Here is a 17,639-nt window from a genome sequence, read left to right as displayed (position 1 = left end):
GATCACCATCATGACCCAACAGCTCCAGAACATCATCGACACCGCGTGGGAACAGCGCGCGGACTTCAGCCCATCGACCGCCCCGGCCGACGTGCGCAACGCCGTGGCCGAAGTGCTGGCCGGCCTCGACGCGGGCACCCTGCGTGTGGCGCAAAAAGAGGGTTCCGAGTGGATCGTCAACCAGTGGATCAAGAAGGCCGTGCTGCTGTCGTTCCGCCTCGAGAACAACGTGCCCATCGAAGGCGGCGGTGGCATGCAGTTCTACGACAAGGTGCCGACCAAGTTCGCCGACTACACCGCCGACGATTTCGCCAAGGGCGGCTTCCGCGTGGTGCCGCCGGCCGTCGCGCGCCGCGGTTCCTTCATCGGCAAGAACGTGGTGCTGATGCCGTCCTACGTCAACATCGGCGCCTACGTCGATGAAGGCACCATGGTCGACACCTGGGCCACCGTCGGCTCCTGCGCCCAGATCGGCAAGAACGTCCACCTGTCGGGCGGCGTCGGCATCGGCGGCGTGCTGGAACCGATGCAGGCCAATCCGACCATCATCGAAGACAACTGCTTCATCGGCGCCCGCTCGGAAATCGTCGAAGGCGTCATCGTCGAAGAAAACTCGGTGATCTCGATGGGCGTCTACATCGGCCAGTCGACCAAGATCTACAACCGCGAAACCGGCGAAGTCACCTACGGCCGCATCCCGTCGGGTTCGGTGGTGGTGTCGGGTTCGCTGCCGTCCGCCGACGGCAAGTACAGCCTGTACTGCGCCGTGATCGTCAAGCGCGTCGATGCGCAGACGCGTTCGAAGACCGGCATCAACGAGCTGCTGCGCGGGGTGTAAGCACGTCAAGCGCGTGGAGTAATTCAGGCCGGGGGCCTGAATTACGAGCCGTCCACGCGCTCAACGAACGCACGACATATCCGCCATCAAAAGCACCACCGGGAGACACACCACATGGCCATGGACCGCCTGTTCCAGCTCATGAAAGAAAAAAACGCGTCGGACATGTTCTTCGCGGTCAACTCTCCCGTCCACATCAAGATCAACGGGAACCTCATCCCGATCAACCAGCACAAGCTCGACCCCGACAACATCGATTCGCTGCTATCGGAGATCGCCACACCCGCCCAGCTCGAAGAACTGCAGCGCACCAACGAACTGAACATGGGCATCTCGGTCCCCAACCTGGGCCGTTTCCGCCTCTCGGCTTTCCGCCAGCGCGGCAGCGTCTCGGCGGTGTTCCGCTTCGTGCCGGCCACGATTCCGCCGCTGGGCGAACTCGGCCTGCCACCGGTACTGGCCGAACTGATCATGGAAAAGCGCGGCCTGCTGCTGGTCGTCGGCGCCACCGGTTCCGGCAAGTCGACCACGATCGCGTCGATGCTCGACTACCGCAACGAAGGGCGCAGCGGCCACATCCTGACGCTGGAAGACCCGATCGAATACCTGTTCAAGAACAAGAAATCGATCGTCAACCAGCGCGAAATCGGCAGCGACGCGCTCGACTTCGACCTCGCCCTGCGCAACAGCCTGCGCCAGGCGCCCGACGTGATCCTGATCGGCGAGATCCGCGACCAGGCCACCATGGGCGCGGCCCTGGCCTACGCCCAGTCCGGCCACCTGGTGGTGGCCACCCTGCACGCCAACAACAGCTACAACGCCCTGAACCGCATCATCGGCTTCTACCCGGTCGAGAACCGCCCCGCCCTGCTGCAAGACCTGGCCTCGGCCACGCGCGCCATCGTCTCGCAGCGCCTGGTGCGCGCCGCCGCCGGCGGTACGCGCCAGCCGGCCGTCGAAGTCATGCTGGGTACCCGCTACGTCGCCGACCTGATCGAAAAGGGTGAACTCGGCGCGATCAAGGAAGCGATGGACAAGAGCCTCTCGCCCGGCTCGCAATCGTTTGAATATGCACTGCTGGCGCTGGTGCAGGCCGGCCTGGTGACCCAGGAAGAAGCGCTAGCGAATGCGGACTCGGCGACCAATCTGCTCTGGCTGCTCAACAACGGGCCGGCCTCGAAAGAGGAGAGCACCAACAAACCGGACGAGCCGCCGGCGCCGACTTTCACCGAATTTACGCTTAATACGTAATCACAACGCCTGATCAAGGCGAACGCTGCACGACCACCTCGGTCGTGAACGGCAGCGGTTCGAATTGCAGGTGCAGCATCTCGTCCTCCGCGACGAATTCGAGCGGCCCGACCGAGGTCAGTTTCATGGGCTCGCTGCCGTTCAGGCGCGCCCAGGCGCGGTTGTCGCGGCCCTCGATGCGCAGGATGCCGCCGTCCGACAGCGGATAGGTGCCGTAGACGTCGGCCATCTCGTGGGGCGCGTTGTAATACTGGGTGGTGCAAGCGGATGTGAACAGCAAGGCGAACGCTGCGGCAAGCAATGCTTTCATGGTCTCCTCCCGCTAGTGAAGCGCCGCGTTATTGCGGCTCCTCCTCCTAAGACACGCGCGCTGCCCGGCAGTTCGGCATCTGGCCCATGTGCGACATCCACTGCCGGGATGGGCATATGCTATCCTGCCGGCCTTCCCGAACCACCACGCTTTCGGCAGCCTCTGCCCTGCACTATTTGAACCCATGAACAAGACGCTCTACGGTATTCCCAACTGCGACACCGTCAAGAAAGCCCGCACCTGGCTGCTCGACAACGGCGTCGATTTCGCCTTCCACGACTTCAAGAAGGCGGGCCTCGACCGCGCGACGGCCGCGCGCTGGCTCGACCAGCTCGATTGGGAAATCCTGGTCAACCGCAAGGGCACGACCTGGCGCAACCTGCCCGACGAGCGCAAGGCGCAGATCGTCGACAAGGCGTCGGCCCTCGAACTCATGCTGGAACATACCTCGGTGATCAAGCGCCCGGTGCTGGAGGGTGACGGCGCCCTCGCGGTCGGCTTCAGCCCCGACAACTACGCGCGCCTCGTGGGGGCCGCATGATCCGGACTTCGCGCACCCAGGAACTGGCCGCCGAGCTGATCGCGCTCGATTCGATCACGCCGCAGGACAAGGGTTGCCAGCAGCGCCTGGCCGAGCTGCTGGCGCCGCTCGGTTTCGTCTGCGAGAGCATCGTATCGAATGGCGTCACCAACCTGTGGGCACGCAAGGGTACCGAGTCGCCGGTGTTCGTGTTCGCCGGCCACACCGACGTCGTGCCGACCGGGCCGGTGCAGCAGTGGACCTCGGCGCCGTTCATTCCGACGGTCCGCGACGGCAGGTTGTATGGCCGCGGCGCGGCCGACATGAAGACCTCGATCGCGGCGATGGTCATCGCCTGCGAAGAGTTCATCGCGGCGCATCCGGACCACTACGGCTCGATCGCCTTCCTGATCACCAGCGACGAGGAAGGCCCGGCGGTCGACGGCACCGTGGTCGTCTGCGACCTGCTGGAAGAACGCGGCGTCACGCTCGACTACTGCCTGGTGGGCGAGCCGACGTCGACCCACATCCTGGGCGACATGATCAAGAACGGGCGGCGCGGTTCGCTCTCCGGCCACCTCGTGATCAAGGGCGTGCAAGGCCATATCGCCTACCCGCACCTGGCGCGCAACCCGATCCACCAGGCTGCGCCGGCGCTGGCGGAACTGGCCGCCGAGGTCTGGGACGAGGGCAACGAGTACTATGCGCCCACCACCTGGCAGATCTCGAACGTCCATTCCGGCACCGGCGCGACCAACGTCATCCCGGGCCACATGACGATCGACTTCAACTTCCGTTTTTCGACCGCGAGCACGGCCGAAGGGCTGGAAGCGCGCGTGCATGCGATCCTCGACAGCCACGGCCTCGAGTACGCGCTGGAATGGACCCTCTCCGGCCTGCCCTTCCTGACCCCGAAGGGCACGCTGTCCGATGCGGTGTGCAGCGCGATTTGGGAAGAGTCGGGCGTGGCGGCCGAACTGTCGACCAGCGGCGGGACCTCCGATGGGCGCTTCATCGCCCGCATCTGTCCCCAGGTGATAGAATTCGGCCCACCAAACGCCAGCATCCATAAAATCGACGAACACGTCGAGCTGCGCTTCATCGATCCACTGAAGAACATCTACCGCCGTACCCTGGAAAACTTGCTGGCTACTTAGTTAATCAGACCACCAGAAACCCGGAACGCGAGGACACGCCATGACCACCACCCATTTCAGCACCCCGCGCGATTTGCTGCGCTACGCCGTCACCCGCTTCAACGCCGCCAGGCTGTTCTTCGGCCACGGCAGCGCCGAAGCCTTCGACGAAGCGGCCTACCTGGTCCTGCATACCCTGAAACTGCCGCTCGACCGGCTCGACCCCTTCCTCGACGCCAAACTGCTGCCGGAAGAAGTGCTGCAGGTGCTGGCCGTGATCGAGCGCAGGACAAGCGAGCGCGTGCCGGCCGCCTACATCACCAACGAAGCCTGGCTCGGCACCTACGCCTTCTACGTCGACGAGCGCGTGCTCGTGCCCCGTTCCTTCATCGCCGAGCTGATCCCGAACTTCTTCAGCCCGTGGGTGACGAACCCGTACGAAGTCGAGAACGTGCTCGAACTGTGCACCGGCTCCGGCTGCCTGGCGATCATGATTGCCGACGTCTACCAGAACGCCGTGGTCGACGCGGTCGACATCTCCAAGGATGCGCTGGCTGTCGCCGAACGCAACATCCGCGACTACAAGCTGGAGGGCCGCGTCAATCCGATCGAATCGGACCTGTACGAGAACGTCCCGTTTAAAAAGTACGACCTGATCGTCACCAACCCGCCCTACGTGAACGCCGATTCGATGGCCAAGCTGCCGCCGGAATACCTGCGCGAGCCGCAGATCGCCCTGCACGGCGGCACCGATGGCATGGACCTGGTACGCAAGATCGTCGCCGGCGCCGCCGAACGCCTGACGCCGGAAGGCATCCTGGTGGTCGAGATCGGCAACGAGGCCGAGTACGCCGAAGCCGCCTTCGGCCACCTGGGCCTGACCTGGCTCACCACGAGCGCGGGCGACGAGGCGGTGTTCCTGCTTACTGCCGAGCAGCTGCAGAACGCTTGATCACCACGCGGGCATGCCCGCCCTACGTGCACGGACGGTCGTAGGGCGGGCATGCCCGCCGGTTACCGCTGCGGGCCACGCACGCCAACACAACGCCGACGGCCGCCGTACACTATCACAGCACCAACCAAGTAAAGAACTCGCATGATTCGCTTCCTGAACGTCAGCCTGATGCGCGGCATAAAGCCGCTGCTGGAAAACGCCGACCTGACCCTGAACCCCGGCGACAAGATCGGCCTGATCGGCGCCAACGGCGCCGGCAAATCGAGCCTGTTCGCCATGCTGCGCGGCGAACTGCATGCCGACCAGGGCGAGATCGATTTCCCCGCCAAGTGGCGCATGGCCTATGTGGCGCAGGAGACGCCGGCGCTGGACCGCCCGGCCCTCGAATATGCGATCGACGGCGACGTCACGCTGCGCCGCCTGCAGGCCGAACTGGAAGCGCTGGAAGCGGCGCCGCACACGCACGACAATGGCATCGAGATGGGCAACGTCCACGGCGCCCTGATGGATGCCGACGCCTACACGGTGCAGTCGCGCGCCGAACAGCTGCTGCTGGGCCTGGGTTTTACGCTCGACCAGATGCAGCAGCCGGTGGCCAGCTTCTCGGGCGGCTGGCGCATGCGTTTGAACCTGGCGCAGGCGCTGATGTGCCCGTCCGACCTGCTGCTGCTCGACGAACCGACCAACCACCTGGACCTGGACGCGATCATCTGGCTGGAAGACTGGCTGAAACGCTACCAGGGCACGCTGGTCATCATCTCGCACGATCGCGACTTCCTCGACGAGATCGTCAACGTGGTGGTGCACATCGACGAGCGTAAGCTCAAGCGCTACTCGGGCAACTACTCGTCGTTCGAGCGCCAGCGCGCCGCCGCGATGGTGCTGGCCGCCAGCGCGATGGAAAAGCAGGCCCGCGCCCGCGCGCACCTGGAATCCTTCATCGACCGCTTCAAGGCGAAAGCATCCAAGGCGCGCCAGGCCCAGAGCCGCATGAAGGCGCTGGCGAAGATGGAAGAACTGGCGCCGCTGCGCGCCGCCGCCGAATTCTCGTTCGAATTCCGCGATCCGCTGGCGGCGCCGAATCCGCTGCTGGTCATGGAAAAGGTCGACGCCGGCTATCCGATCCTCGACGAGCATGGCGACAAGGTCGGTGCCAAGACCATCGTCAAGCACATCGACTTTTCGCTGCAGATCGGCCAGCGCATCGGCCTGCTGGGTGTGAACGGCGCCGGCAAGTCGACGCTGATCAAGACCATCGCCGGCGAACTGGCGCCCCTCACCGGCGACGCCACTTTGGGGAAAGGCCTGTCGATCGGCTATTTCGCCCAGCACCAGGTCGAGATGCTGCGCCACGACGAGTCGCCGCTGTGGCACCTGGCGAAAATCGCGCCGACCGTGCGCGAGCAGGAGCTGCGCAACTTCCTCGGCAGCTTCAACTTCCCGGGTACGATGGTGACCAGCCCGATCGCGCCCTTCTCCGGCGGCGAAAAGGCGCGCCTGGCGCTGGCGCTGATCGTCTGGCAGCGTCCGAACCTGCTGCTGCTCGATGAACCGACCAACCACCTGGACCTGGAAACACGCGAGGCGCTGACGATGGCGCTGGCGCAGTTCGAAGGCACGCTGGTCGTCGTTTCGCACGATCGCCACCTGCTGCGCGCCACGACCGACCAGTTCATCATCGTCGCCGACGGCCGCCTGCAGCCCTTCGACGGCGACCTGGACGACTACAAGGACTGGCTGTTCAAGACCAAGCTGGGCAAGGGCACCGACGCGCTGCCGGGCGCCAAGCCGGCAGCGGCGGCACCGGCCAAGCCGGCCGCGGCGCCGGTGGCGGCCGCCCCGGTGGTGCCGGCCGCCGACCGCAAGGAGCAGAAGCGCCTCGGCGCCGAAGAGCGCCAGCGCGTCGCCGCCCTGAAGAAGCCGATCGAAAACCGCCTCAAGCGGGTCGAGGAGCAGATGGCGAAGCTGAACACGAAAAAGGCCGGCATCGACGCGCGCCTGCTGGAGCCATCGATCTACGACGCCGACAAGAAGGATGAGTTGAAGAACCTGGTGGCCGACCAGGCGTTTTGCGTGCGCGACCTGGCGGCGCTGGAGAACGAGTGGCTGGAGTTGCAGGAGCAGCTGGAAGGGTTGGCTGCGTGATGTGTAGGGTGGGCGCCCCGTGCCCACGCGTAAACGTCGCACCGTGTTGGCTTCGTTTTAAGAAAGACCAAGCCAACACAATGCACGCTTCACGCGTGGGCACGGGGCGCCCACCCTACGTCCTGTCGTTCACGCCACCTGGCGCGTGCTGGTCTTCTTGTCGATCGACATCAGCCGGTCGATATCCACCAGGATCAGCCGCCGCCCTTCCGTCACCCCGAGCCCGATCAGGTAATCGATCGCCCCGCCATCCGCACCCGGAATCGGCGAAATCTGCTCGGGCGCCAGGCTGACGACGTCGGTGACGCCGTCGACCACCATCCCCATCACGCAGGTCGACAGCTTGAGGATGATGACGTCGGTGGTCGGCATGGTGGCCACCGGGTGGCCGCAAAAAGCGGCGCGCATGTCGACGATCGGCATGATCACGCCGCGCGAGACGGCCACGCCTTCGACGATGGCGCCGTCGGCGGCGAAGCGCTCGAGGGATTTCAGGATGCGCAGCTCCTGCACCTTGCTGAAGTCGAGGCCGTATTCGAGGCCGCCGAGCGTGAAGCTCAGGAATTGATTGCCTGCCGGGCGGAAAGCGGTAATGTCCTTGTGCATGATGGCTCCTCTCGGTAACAGCCACCATGGTAGAACTTGCCGCGCTTATCCTTATTGAGTACAGTCAATATTTCCTAACTACATCATTCGAAGTCAAATTGGTAATGTCGATGTGTGGTCCGGCCAGGCGAAGCCGCCCGACGCCGCCGCATGCAGGAGCGCGCCGGCATTGCCGCGCAGTTTCGCCTTGATCTCGCGCGCGGCCAGGTCGTAGCAGGGAGCGCCGTCCGGATCGAAAGTGAGCGTGCGCACCTGGGTGTCGCCCCTGATCTCGCCCAGCAGCAGGTCGCTGCCGGCCGCGCGCTCGTCGCGCTGGGCGGTGAAGCGCGTCAGCAGCGCCTGCCCCTCGCGCTTTTCAAGCTCGGCAGCCTTGCGCGCCGCCGAGACTTCGCCGATGCGCGTCAGGTCCGCCGCCACCGCCTGCCCCATCAGCTTGAACTGTCCGGCCTGGGCCGGGTTCAGCAGCGTTTCGCCGCTGCGCACGCGCCCGGCGATCTCGAGGTACTTGCGCACCGCCGGCCTGGCGCACAGGTACGCCAGTTCCGTTTTGTGGGCGTCGATGGCGGCATCGAACTGCGCCAGGCGCGCCCCGACCTGTTCCAGCACCGCGTCGATCGGGCCGCAGTCGGCCGCGAGCACATAGACCAGCATCTCGCTGCCGCGCCAGGGCGCGCCGGTGTCGATCCTGATGCGGCGCGCGGCCACGGCGCAGCCTTCGGCGCTGCCGATCGCGACTTCATCGGCGATGATCTCGCAGTTGACTGCGTGCTCGATGCGCACGCGCGTGCCGGAGACGACGCAGTTCTCGGCGCGCCCCAGCGTCACCGTGCCGGCGCTGGCCTGCACGACCGCGTTGGCGCTGACGCCGTCGACCTGGACGTCGCCGCGCTTGTTGTGGACGCTGCCGCCGACCAGGGTGGCGCGCAGGCGCACCATGCCGCCGCGCGAAACGATCGCGCCGTACACGCTGCCATGCACGGTGATGCCATTGCCCTCGATGACGCGCTTTTCCTGCACGTCGCCGAACTCCTCGTAGTCGCCGGTGAGTTGCAGGTTGCCGGTGGTCCTGGCGCTGACGCCGTCGCGGCTGACGATCTTGTCGCCGACGGCGATCCGGCGTGTCTTCGCATCGACGTTGAGAAAACCGGTGCGCGCCGCCACCAGGTATTCGCCCGCGGCGTTTTTTTCGACGATGGAGCCCTCCCCGGCATACGCGCCCAGGTCGAGGTCGGCCGGCGGCGCCGGTTCGATGCGGATACCCGACAGTTCGAAGCCGGGCTGCCCCACCCGGCCCGGGAGTTTTTGCAGCAGCCGGGTGTCGCCGCGCACCTGCGGGAAGCGGTTCTGGAAGCACATCAGGTCGAGCTTGCCGTTCGAGAGCTGGCGCGGCGCGTCGCTGCGGTGGATGTCGTCGGACACCTCGACCACGCTGGCATCGATGCCGGCCACGGGTTCCAGCCGGCGCGCCACCACGCTGCGCCCAAGACCCGGGTTGGCGATCCCCGCGTGCACGACGGCGGGATCGATGCCGAAGCGGATACCTTTCATCCACATGTCGGCCACGAATTCGTCGAAGTCGAGGCGGGTCGCGATCTCTTCGCCGCCGGGCCCGGCCAGGTAGACCGGTTCGAAACAATATTCGGCCTCGCCGCCGTCGATGCGCACCGAGCGGTACAGGCTGCGGCGCCCGACGTTGAAGGGGACGATGTCCTTGGCCAGGCGCACCAGCGGGCGGCCGTCGGCGCCTGTCGGCAAGGCGGCGCCGCTGCCGTAGATCGCCTTCATCAGCACCGGATAGTCGATGCCAACCAAGACGCTGCCGGCGCGGAAAATGCCGTCGATCGCGGCCAGCACGGTCGTGCCCGGCACGGCCGGGTCGGCATGGATGCCGTCGGGCCGCCGCTGCAGGCAATGCGCAGGGCCGGTGGAATCGAAGCGGGCGGCGGACGCGGACGGATTGACTACAGCGGTATCGGACACGTTCGCACTCCCGGATGAACGCGATCCAGTCGAGAAGACAGGATCGCAACGCATCAGCCTATCATGTTGTTAGGAGTAAATAAATAATTGCTTGCAACAATCCGTGAGAATCCCCTTATGAAATGACGACTATCAATGCAAAGCGCTGGCCGAAAAAAAACCGGGACATTGTCCCGGCTGCGTGCACAACAATGCAGGTGGCTTACCGCCGCTGCGCATTCGGATAGATATCCATCCCCGCTTCGTTGATCTGGCGGCGCAGGTCGCGCCGCTCGTCCGGCGTCAGGCGCCCGCCGCGGCGACCGCCTTCGCGGTTGCCCTCGGCCTGCTGCATCTGCTGCATCTGGCGCCGCTGTTCTTCATAAGCGCGCTGCTGTTCGCGCTGCTGGTCACGCATTTGTTCATATCCACGCTGCTCGCGCGGCTGTTCGATCTGCGGCGGCAGGCGCTCGCCCCTGGCCGCGGGCGGCGGCTGCATCTGGGCGTCGTCGCGGCGGCCATGGTATTGTGCCTGGGCGGCGCCGATGCCGGCACAGGCAAGCAGGCACACGGCCACACCATGGCGCGCCAGGCGGGCGAGCCGGCCCGGGGCCAGGGCTGCTGCATTGGTTTTGTCGAGCGCGTTTGTCATGGTGTTCCTCTTCCGTGGTGCTGGATAAACGGATAAGCTGTGTTTCATTGGTTCCCAGTGTATGTGGAACTCTCTCCGGGTATAAGCCAGATTGGGTAAAGTTTGTAACACAATGTAATGACCTGTCTGTAAATCCTAAACGCGCAGCGAAGAGAAGTTACCATAGCGATATGAATCTGACAAATTGACAGCATATGAATTCTGCTTCCACCTCGAATAATGCCGGCGCTGGCGCCGGCCAGACCGGCGGCCATAGCGCCAAGATCATGGTCGTCGACGACGACGTGCGCCTGCGCGACCTGCTGCGCCGCTATCTCACCGAACAGGGCTTCCAGGTCGTCACTGCCGAAAGCGCGCCGGCCATGAACAAGCTCTGGCTGCGCGAGCGCTACGACCTGCTCGTGCTCGACCTGATGCTGCCCGGCGAAGACGGCCTGTCGATCTGCCGCCGCCTGCGCGGCGCCGGCGACCAGACCCCGATCATCATGCTGACGGCCAAGGGCGAAGACGTCGACCGCATCGTCGGCCTCGAAATGGGCGCCGACGATTACCTGCCCAAGCCCTTCAATCCGCGCGAACTGGTGGCCCGCATCGGCGCCGTCCTGCGCCGCAAGGGTCCGGACGAAATCCCTGGCGCGCCGTCGGAAACCCCGCAATCCTTCGAATTCGGCCAGTTCGTGCTCGATCTCGGCACGCGCACGCTGAAGAAGAACGGCGAGACGGTGCCCCTGACCACCGGCGAATTCTCGGTACTGAAGGTGTTCGCGCGCCACGCGCGCCAGCCGCTGTCGCGCGAAAAGCTGATGGAACTGGCCCGGGGGCGCGAATACGAAGTCTTCGACCGTTCGCTCGACGTGCAAATCTCGCGCCTGCGCAAGCTGATCGAACCGGATCCATCGAGCCCGCTCTACATCCAGACCGTCTGGGGCCTCGGTTACGTCTTCATCCCTGAAGGGCAGCCGCGCTAAGTGCTCTCTTCGTTTTCACCACGCAAGTCCAGGCGCATGGGCTGGATGAAGAGCGGCCTGTTCTGGCGCACCTTCTTCCTGCTCTCGCTCCTCACGACACTGTCGATGGGTTCGTGGATCGGCCTGATGAACGTGTTCCAGCGCGGGCCGCAAGTCCAGCAGACCGCCGAACTGGTGGTCTCGGTGGTGACGATCACCAAGGCGGCGCTGACCCACTCGGCGCCCGAACTGCGGCGCGAGCTGCTGTTCGAACTGGTCTCCAACGAAGGCATCCGCATCTTCACGCTCGAAGACACCGACCAGGTCGACCCGCCGCCGAACACCCGCCTGATGCCGGAAATCGCCGCCGCCGTGCGCGAAAAGCTCGGACCCCAAACCCGCTTTTCCAGCCGCGTGAACGGCATGGCCGGCTTCTGGATCAGCTTTACCATCGAGGACGACCAGTACTGGCTGATGCTCGAACGCGAACGCATCGTCGGCCTGACGCGCATCCAGTGGCTGGGCTGGGCCAGCGTGGTGGGCGTGCTGTCGCTGCTCGGCGCGGCATTCATCTCGAGCCTGATCAACCGGCCGCTGGCGCGCCTGACGGCGGCGGCGCGTGCGATCGCCAAGGGCGAGCGTCCGGCGCCCCTGCCCGAACGGGGCTCGAAAGAGATCATCGTGGCGAACCGCAGCTTCAACCAGATGGTCGAAGACCTGGCGCAAGTCGAAAAGGACCGCGCCGTGATCCTGGCCGGCATCTCGCACGATCTGCGCACGCCACTGGCGCGCATGCAGCTGGAACTCGAAATGGCGAACCTGTCGACGGACGCGCGCGAAGGCATGCAGTCGGACATCGCCCAGATGGACGCCATCATCGGCCAGTTCCTCGATTACGCCAAGCCGACCGAAGCGTCCAGCTTCATCGAGGTGGAACTCTCGCACCTGCTGGCCGACTGCGCGCAGCATGCGCGGCGCCTGCCCGGCATGCGCGTATCGACCGACCTCGAAGACGACGTGCAGGTGCTCGGCAACGAGATCGACCTGCGCCGCGTGATCAACAACATCGTCGAGAACGCGCGCCGCTACGCGCGCACGCCCGGCGCCGACTTCACCGAACTCGATATCGCCTGCCACGTGCGCAGCACCGCGCATGGCCGGCGCGCCGTCGTCGAGATCGCCGACCATGGTCCCGGCGTACCGGACGACCAGATCAACCAGCTGCTGAAACCGTTTACCCGCCTGGACACGGCGCGCGGGCAGGCGAACGGCGCGGGCCTGGGCCTGGCAATCGTCGAGCGCGTCGTCACCCGCCACAATGCCGAACTCACGGTGCGCAACCGCGAAGGCGGCGGCCTGCTGGTGCAGCTGGCGCTTCCCCTGGCAACCTGATTCTTCTTTATTTTTTACCCCATGAACGCTACCGCCACCCTCACCTGCAGCGACGTCGAACAGGCTGCCGCGCGTCTTGAAGGCGCCGCCCACCGCACGCCGACGCTCACCTCCACCACCGCCAATGCGCGCACCGGCGCGCAGCTGTTCTTCAAGTGCGAGAACTACCAGCGCATGGGCGCCTTCAAATTCCGCGGCGCCTTCAACGCGATCGCGCGCTTCAGCGACGTCCAGCGCGCAGCCGGCGTGCTGACCTTCTCCTCGGGGAACCACGCGCAGGCGATCGCCCTGTCGGCGCGCCTGGCCGGCATCCGCGCCACCATCATCATGCCCAGCGACGCGCCCGCGCTCAAGGTCCAGGCAACGAAGGAATACGGCGGCGAAGTGCTGTTCTACGACCGCTATACGGAAAACCGCGAAGAAATCGCCAGCCGCCTGGCGAACGAGCGCGGCATGACCCTGATTCCACCCTACGACCATCCGGACGTAATCTGCGGCCAGGGCACGGCGGCCAAGGAATTGTTCGAAGACGTCGGCCCGCTCGACATCCTGCTGGTGCCGCTCGGCGGCGGCGGCCTGCTGTCCGGCTGCGCGCTGGCGGCCAGCGGCCTGTCGCCCGATTGCAAGGTGATCGGCGTCGAGCCGGAAGCCGGCAACGATGGCCAGCAATCGCTGCGCAAAGGGGAAGTCGTGCATATCGGCGTGCCCAGGACGATCGCCGACGGCGCCATGGTGACCCACGTGGGCACGCACAATTTCGAGGTCATCAAACGCCTGGTCGACGACATCGTCACCGTGACCGACGCCCAACTGGTCGAGACCATGAAATTCTTCGCCGAACGGATGAAGATGGTGGTCGAGCCAACCGGCTGCCTGGGCGCGGCGGCGGCGCTGTGCGGCGTGGTGCCAGTGGCGGGCAAGCGCGTCGGCATCGTGATCAGCGGCGGCAACGTCGACCTGTCCCGTTTCGCCGAATTGGTAAGCAGTGAGCTGGTAGCCTGATGGAATTCATCCAGTCGCCCGAGCTGCCGGCGCCGGCCGGACATTATTCGCAGGCGGTGGCGGCCGGCGGCCTGGTCTTCCTGTCCGGCATCCTGCCGGCCAGGGACAGCGTTGCGCCCGGTGCCTCCTTCGAGGCCCAGTGCGAGTCGGTCTTCGCGCAGTGCGAACAGGTGCTGCGCGCGGCCGGCTGCGGGTTTGGCGACGTGGTGCAATGCACGGCCTACCTGGCCGGCGTCGCGCACTGGCCTGCCTTCAACGGCATCCATGCGCGCGTGTTCGGCGACCACAAGCCGGCGCGCGCGGTGGTGCCGGTGCCGGCCCTGCACCATGACTTCCTGGTCGAGATCCAGCTGGTGGCGCAGAAGCCGTAGCTGTTCATGACCCGCTGAGTGAACTCATGCGTGGTTTTTTTGACAATGTTCGCGCACCGTGAAGCACCGAACATACTGAGACAGCCTCGGCCAGGACAATGGCTCCATCGTATCGATGGAGGTAGCCATGAAGCGCCTGGCCTCTCAACTGAGTTTGATCATTGCGGCCCTTGCCGCCACCCCCGCCGCGCTGGCGGGTTCCGAGATCCTGAAATGTGTCGATGGCGCCGGCCATGTGACGCTGACCGACCAGCCCTGCGAAAGCGGCGCCCGCGCCACGCGCCTGACGGCGAATGCCGCACCGGGCAGCGCGATGGAGCCGTCCAGCGACGTCCAGCCGGTGAGCGTGCAGCGCTACGAGGCGCCGCCGGCCATGGTGGAGCAGCAATCCTGGCGCCCGCGCGTCCCGCAGCGCGACCGCCCGCTGGCGCGCGACGTCGCCACCCTGAAGGCGGCGCGTGCGCAGATGATGCTGATCGATGCAGACCGGCCGAGCCGTCCGACGCTGGCGACGATTCAATAAACCCGCAGGCATTTGTGTAGGGTGGACCGGGCCACGAGAGGCGGGTTTCCCGTCCACGCGGACATTCAACCTCAATGAAACTTCATCATCCCGCGTAAATCCAGCGCCGTGCCGTTGCCGAGGTTCGGCAGCAGCTCGAGCAATTCCGGATCCTGGATGAAGCTCGCCGACGATGCCGCCGTCAGCATGCGCTCCGGCGCCAGCGAGCGCGCCACGGCCCAGCCCTGCACGTAATCGACGCCGATCTCGGCCAGGGTCTGCACGGTCGCCGCATCTTCGGCCCATTCGGCGATGGTCTTCATGCCGAGATTGACCGCCAGGCTGACGATGGCTTCGACGATCGCCACGTTGGCCGGATGAGCGTTGATGTTGACGATGAAGTTGCCGTCGATTTTCAGCACGTCGGCCGGCAATTCCTTCAGGTAGGAGAACGAGGTGTAGCCGGCGCCGAAGTCGTCGAGCGCCACCTTGACGCCGAAATTGCGCACCTGGTCGATGAAACGGCGCGTATTGTCGAGGTCATGCAGGGCCACGCTTTCGGTGATCTCCATGCACAGGCGCCCGGCCACGTGCACGTGGCGCCCCAGGATCTCCAGCGTGTCGGCGACGAAGCGCTCGTCGTTGAGCGAGGCGCCCGACAGGTTCATGCAGACGAAGCGGGTATTCGGCAGGCGCCCGAGATTCTCGGCGATCCAGCCCAGCGTCGTATTCAGCACCCAGCGGTCGATCACGCCCGCGCGGCCGCATTTCTCGGCGGCGCCGATCAGCGGGCCGGCCGGCATCACGCGCCCGTCCGGGCCGCGCATGCGTAGCAACACCTCGAAGTTGAGCGAATCGTGCGGATTCTTCAGCGACATGATCGGCTGCATCTCGATGAACAGGCCCTCGGTCGCGCTCGGCCCCTGCAGCTTGGCCACCAGGTTCAGTTCGGCCTCGCGTTCGTGGAAAGCGGCGGCATGGCGTTCGTACACGACCAGGCCGTCGCTGTGCTCCTTGGCTTCGCGGCAGGCGCGGTCGGCGGCCGAAATGGCGTCGCGCATCGGCATCCCGTTCGACACTTCGATCAGGCCGACCGAACCGCGCACGTGGAAGGCCTTGTCGCCGACCCGGTACGGCGTGCCGCCGATGCGTTCGACGATGCCGCGGCAAATCAGGGACGCCAGCGGAATCGCGGTGTCGGGCATGACGATCACGAATTCGTCGCCGCCGACGCGGCCGATCTGCTGGCCGCCGGCCAGCATCATGGCCATGCGTTCGCACACCTGCTTGAGCACTTCGTCGCCGGCGCCATGGCCGAACAGGTCGTTGATCAGTTTAAAACGGTCGAGGTCGATGTAGGCGATCGCCATCGGCTTGCCGGCGGCCAGCGAGGTGGCGGCGCCCTCGAACATCTTTTCAATGCCGCGCCGGTTGAACACGCGCGTGAGCGGATCGTTGTTGGCCATGAACTGGAGCTGCTCGGTGGCCTTGGTTTTTTCGGTAATATCTTCCAGCACCCCTTCGATGCGGCCGTGCGCCAGCGTCGCGCGCACCAGGAAGCGGCGCGCGCCGTCGCGGTTGGCGATTTCCATCTCGATGGTGGTCTGCTGGTGCACCTGTTCGCGCAGGTGCAGCCAGGCGGCGTCGTCGAAGAACTGGCGCCACAGCGTGCGCCCCGCCGTCGGCAGCTCGCAGCCGAGCATGCGGCACAAGGCCGGGTTGGCCGACAGGAAGCCGCCCTGCAGGTCGAGCGTGAACAGCCCGACCGGCATGGCCTCGTAGGCTTCCTCGAGCTTGCGCTGCGCCTGCTCGCGCTTTTCGGTCTCGGCGCGCATTTGCTCGGCCACCGCCAGCGCGGCCAGCAGGCTCGAGGCCAGGGCCGCCGTGACGCTGTTGATCACGCCAATCACTTCGCGCGCGCCGAGCGCCGCCGACACGATCTCGACCAGCGTGGCGACGATCGTCAGTGCGAAGGACGCGGCGAACCAGCTGGCGACACGGTTTTGCGACGCGACGATGACCTTCAGCAGGCCGGCCATCATGACCGTCAGGCAGCAGGCGCAGGTCAGCCACACGATCGGCAGGTAGAGATGGTAAGGCAGCAACACCGCGGCCGCGAGCAGCGGCATCGACAGCCACTGCATGGCGCGCATCGCCGCCGGATAACGCAGCGTTTCGAGGCTGGCGCGCAGCAGGTGGTGGTAGAGGGTAAGCGTGGCGATGCCGTACAGGGTCAGCGTCACCGAGCGCGAGAGCAGCAGCCAGTCGGCGGGCACGGTCTGCCCCAGCCACTGGATGTCCCAGCCGGCCGACAGCGCGCCGACGCGCAGGTTCAGGATCAGCCAGCCCGAGAACAGGACGTACAGCGGCTGGCGGTTGATCAGGGCGGTCAGCAGGACGAACAGGGCCAGCACGATCATGCCGCCGTCGAGCAGGCCGGACTTGCGGTGGTACTGTTCCACCGACAGTTCGAACTGTTCCGACGGCCATTGCATCACGCTCAAACGGGCCGGGCCGGCGAAGGTGCCCTTGCACAGCATCTCCGCCGGCAGGCTGGCCACGCGCAGCGCGAACCCAGCCTTGACGGCGGCAAGCGCGCCGTTGGCAAGGCTGCGGCTGGCCTCGCCCAGCGGACGCAAGGTGCTCCCATCCCAGCACTGGATCGAGAGCGCATGGCGCGAGGGGAATTCGATGACGTCGTGCTCGACCGAGGCGGCCATGGGCACGAAGCTGAACCAGACAGGCTCGCTGCCGAGGTTGGCGTTAAAACTGGGGACGGCCGGCCGGGCGGCAAGGCGCGCCAATGCGGCGGCGGGCGCGGGCGCCGCGCCCTCGTCTTCCACCAGCACGCGCAGGAGCAGCGTCTCCGGCTCGCTTACCTTGTAATGGTTGTGCCAAAACAACAGTGCGGCGATCGAAAACAGGCCGATGCCGATGGGGATCAGGTAATACGCGAACACCCGCAGCACACGTTCGAGGATTGCCTCGGCTGATGCCGAGGATGAACTGTGCGCGGGAACGGTGGTTTTTGGCATAAGCGGTATCAAGCAATG

At 65.7% G+C, this 17,639-nt stretch carries 16 protein-coding genes; 11 read left to right on the top strand and 5 right to left on the bottom strand.

The features are described from left to right. Window positions 1–10: 10 nt before the first annotated feature. Together dapD and AC56LG_RS11670 are read left to right on the top strand one after the other, a co-directional pair. Window positions 11–838, top strand: a complete 828-nt coding sequence (dapD, locus tag AC56LG_RS11675; protein ID WP_497166266.1) for a 2,3,4,5-tetrahydropyridine-2,6-dicarboxylate N-succinyltransferase — start codon at window positions 11–13, stop codon at window positions 836–838. Between the two features lie 114 nt (window positions 839–952). Further along, window positions 953–2,089 (top strand): PilT/PilU family type 4a pilus ATPase, encoded by a 1,137-nt coding sequence (locus AC56LG_RS11670; RefSeq protein WP_497166265.1) that lies wholly within the window; start codon window positions 953–955, stop codon window positions 2,087–2,089. Between the two features lie 13 nt (window positions 2,090–2,102). On the opposite strand, the gene AC56LG_RS11665 is transcribed toward AC56LG_RS11670, so the two are convergent. Beyond that, window positions 2,103–2,399 (bottom strand): hypothetical protein, encoded by a 297-nt coding sequence (locus AC56LG_RS11665; protein WP_497166264.1) that lies wholly within the window; start codon window positions 2,397–2,399, stop codon window positions 2,103–2,105. A gap of 184 nt (window positions 2,400–2,583) precedes the next feature. Between AC56LG_RS11665 and AC56LG_RS11660 the strand changes: the two genes are divergently transcribed. The 4 genes from AC56LG_RS11660 to AC56LG_RS11645 all read left to right on the top strand — a co-directional run bounded on the left by AC56LG_RS11660 (window position 2,584) and on the right by AC56LG_RS11645 (window position 7,155). Continuing rightward, on the top strand, window positions 2,584–2,940 hold the full coding sequence (locus AC56LG_RS11660; RefSeq protein WP_497166263.1) for an ArsC family reductase: 357 nt from the start codon (window positions 2,584–2,586) through the stop codon (window positions 2,938–2,940). Next, window positions 2,937–4,076, top strand: a complete 1,140-nt coding sequence (dapE, locus tag AC56LG_RS11655) for a succinyl-diaminopimelate desuccinylase (RefSeq protein WP_497166262.1) — start codon at window positions 2,937–2,939, stop codon at window positions 4,074–4,076. Before AC56LG_RS11660 ends, dapE begins: the two co-directional genes overlap by 4 nt. A 40-nt stretch (window positions 4,077–4,116) precedes the next feature. Further along, the gene (prmB, locus tag AC56LG_RS11650; protein WP_497166261.1) at window positions 4,117–5,007 is read left to right on the top strand and encodes a 50S ribosomal protein L3 N(5)-glutamine methyltransferase; all 891 of its coding nucleotides are present in this window, start codon (window positions 4,117–4,119) and stop codon (window positions 5,005–5,007) included. Between the two features lie 144 nt (window positions 5,008–5,151). Beyond that, entirely contained in the window at window positions 5,152–7,155 is a 2,004-nt protein-coding gene (locus tag AC56LG_RS11645; protein ID WP_497166260.1) for an ATP-binding cassette domain-containing protein, read from the top strand. 129 nt (window positions 7,156–7,284) lie between these two features. Here the strand turns inward: AC56LG_RS11645 and AC56LG_RS11640 are convergent, their stop codons facing one another. The 3 genes from AC56LG_RS11640 to AC56LG_RS11630 form a co-directional block, all read right to left on the bottom strand. Continuing rightward, window positions 7,285–7,761 (bottom strand): chemotaxis protein CheW, encoded by a 477-nt coding sequence (locus AC56LG_RS11640; RefSeq protein ID WP_497166259.1) that lies wholly within the window; start codon window positions 7,759–7,761, stop codon window positions 7,285–7,287. A gap of 93 nt (window positions 7,762–7,854) precedes the next feature. Continuing rightward, window positions 7,855–9,741: a flagellar assembly protein A gene (locus AC56LG_RS11635; RefSeq protein ID WP_497166258.1), complete on the bottom strand. Its 1,887-nt coding sequence runs from the start codon at window positions 9,739–9,741 to the stop codon at window positions 7,855–7,857. Between the two features lie 202 nt (window positions 9,742–9,943). Then, on the bottom strand, window positions 9,944–10,372 hold the full coding sequence (locus AC56LG_RS11630; protein ID WP_497166257.1) for a hypothetical protein: 429 nt from the start codon (window positions 10,370–10,372) through the stop codon (window positions 9,944–9,946). A gap of 266 nt (window positions 10,373–10,638) precedes the next feature. Here AC56LG_RS11630 and ompR point away from each other — a divergent pair, with 266 nt between their 5' ends. The 5 genes from ompR to AC56LG_RS11605 all read left to right on the top strand — a co-directional run bounded on the left by ompR (window position 10,639) and on the right by AC56LG_RS11605 (window position 14,607). Beyond that, a complete protein-coding gene (gene ompR / locus AC56LG_RS11625; RefSeq protein ID WP_229445267.1) occupies window positions 10,639–11,340 on the top strand; it encodes an osmolarity response regulator transcription factor OmpR in 702 nt (233 codons plus the stop codon). A 36-nt stretch (window positions 11,341–11,376) separates the two neighbouring features. Further along, the gene (locus AC56LG_RS11620) at window positions 11,377–12,711 is read left to right on the top strand and encodes a sensor histidine kinase family protein (RefSeq protein WP_497166256.1); all 1,335 of its coding nucleotides are present in this window, start codon (window positions 11,377–11,379) and stop codon (window positions 12,709–12,711) included. A 21-nt stretch (window positions 12,712–12,732) separates the two neighbouring features. Further along, a complete protein-coding gene (locus AC56LG_RS11615) occupies window positions 12,733–13,713 on the top strand; it encodes a threo-3-hydroxy-L-aspartate ammonia-lyase (protein WP_497166255.1) in 981 nt (326 codons plus the stop codon). Beyond that, entirely contained in the window at window positions 13,713–14,084 is a 372-nt protein-coding gene (locus AC56LG_RS11610; protein WP_497166254.1) for a RidA family protein, read from the top strand. Before AC56LG_RS11615 ends, AC56LG_RS11610 begins: the two co-directional genes overlap by 1 nt. A 127-nt stretch (window positions 14,085–14,211) precedes the next feature. Then, entirely contained in the window at window positions 14,212–14,607 is a 396-nt protein-coding gene (locus tag AC56LG_RS11605; RefSeq protein ID WP_497166253.1) for a DUF4124 domain-containing protein, read from the top strand. Between the two features lie 71 nt (window positions 14,608–14,678). Here AC56LG_RS11605 and AC56LG_RS11600 read toward each other — a convergent pair whose 3' ends face one another. Further along, window positions 14,679–17,621, bottom strand: a complete 2,943-nt coding sequence (locus AC56LG_RS11600) for a putative bifunctional diguanylate cyclase/phosphodiesterase (protein WP_497166252.1) — start codon at window positions 17,619–17,621, stop codon at window positions 14,679–14,681. Window positions 17,622–17,639 lie beyond the last annotated feature (18 nt).

The sequence above is a fragment of the Telluria sp. ZB2R32 genome (genome assembly GCF_059685715.1).
Note: the sequence above shows the minus strand (reverse complement) of the source record. Positions and strands in the feature narration are given on the sequence as shown.

What these genes read in the sequence shown, in the direction of transcription:
- AC56LG_RS11610 (WP_497166254.1), top strand. Translation starts at nt 13,713, where the DNA reads ATGGAATTCATCCAGTCGCCCGAGCTGCCGGCGCCGGCCGGACATTAT.
- AC56LG_RS11620 (WP_497166256.1), top strand. Translation starts at nt 11,377, where the DNA reads ATGGGCTGGATGAAGAGCGGCCTGTTCTGGCGCACCTTCTTCCTGCTC.
- AC56LG_RS11630 (WP_497166257.1), bottom strand. Translation starts at nt 10,372, where the DNA reads ATGACAAACGCGCTCGACAAAACCAATGCAGCAGCCCTGGCCCCGGGC.
- AC56LG_RS11645 (WP_497166260.1), top strand. Translation starts at nt 5,152, where the DNA reads ATGATTCGCTTCCTGAACGTCAGCCTGATGCGCGGCATAAAGCCGCTG.
- AC56LG_RS11665 (WP_497166264.1), bottom strand. Translation starts at nt 2,399, where the DNA reads ATGAAAGCATTGCTTGCCGCAGCGTTCGCCTTGCTGTTCACATCCGCT.
- dapE (WP_497166262.1), top strand. Translation starts at nt 2,937, where the DNA reads ATGATCCGGACTTCGCGCACCCAGGAACTGGCCGCCGAGCTGATCGCG.
- AC56LG_RS11615 (WP_497166255.1), top strand. Translation starts at nt 12,733, where the DNA reads ATGAACGCTACCGCCACCCTCACCTGCAGCGACGTCGAACAGGCTGCC.
- prmB (WP_497166261.1), top strand. Translation starts at nt 4,117, where the DNA reads ATGACCACCACCCATTTCAGCACCCCGCGCGATTTGCTGCGCTACGCC.
- AC56LG_RS11605 (WP_497166253.1), top strand. Translation starts at nt 14,212, where the DNA reads ATGAAGCGCCTGGCCTCTCAACTGAGTTTGATCATTGCGGCCCTTGCC.
- AC56LG_RS11600 (WP_497166252.1), bottom strand. Translation starts at nt 17,621, where the DNA reads ATGCCAAAAACCACCGTTCCCGCGCACAGTTCATCCTCGGCATCAGCC.
- dapD (WP_497166266.1), top strand. Translation starts at nt 11, where the DNA reads ATGACCCAACAGCTCCAGAACATCATCGACACCGCGTGGGAACAGCGC.
- ompR (WP_229445267.1), top strand. Translation starts at nt 10,639, where the DNA reads ATGGTCGTCGACGACGACGTGCGCCTGCGCGACCTGCTGCGCCGCTAT.
- AC56LG_RS11640 (WP_497166259.1), bottom strand. Translation starts at nt 7,761, where the DNA reads ATGCACAAGGACATTACCGCTTTCCGCCCGGCAGGCAATCAATTCCTG.
- AC56LG_RS11660 (WP_497166263.1), top strand. Translation starts at nt 2,584, where the DNA reads ATGAACAAGACGCTCTACGGTATTCCCAACTGCGACACCGTCAAGAAA.
- AC56LG_RS11670 (WP_497166265.1), top strand. Translation starts at nt 953, where the DNA reads ATGGCCATGGACCGCCTGTTCCAGCTCATGAAAGAAAAAAACGCGTCG.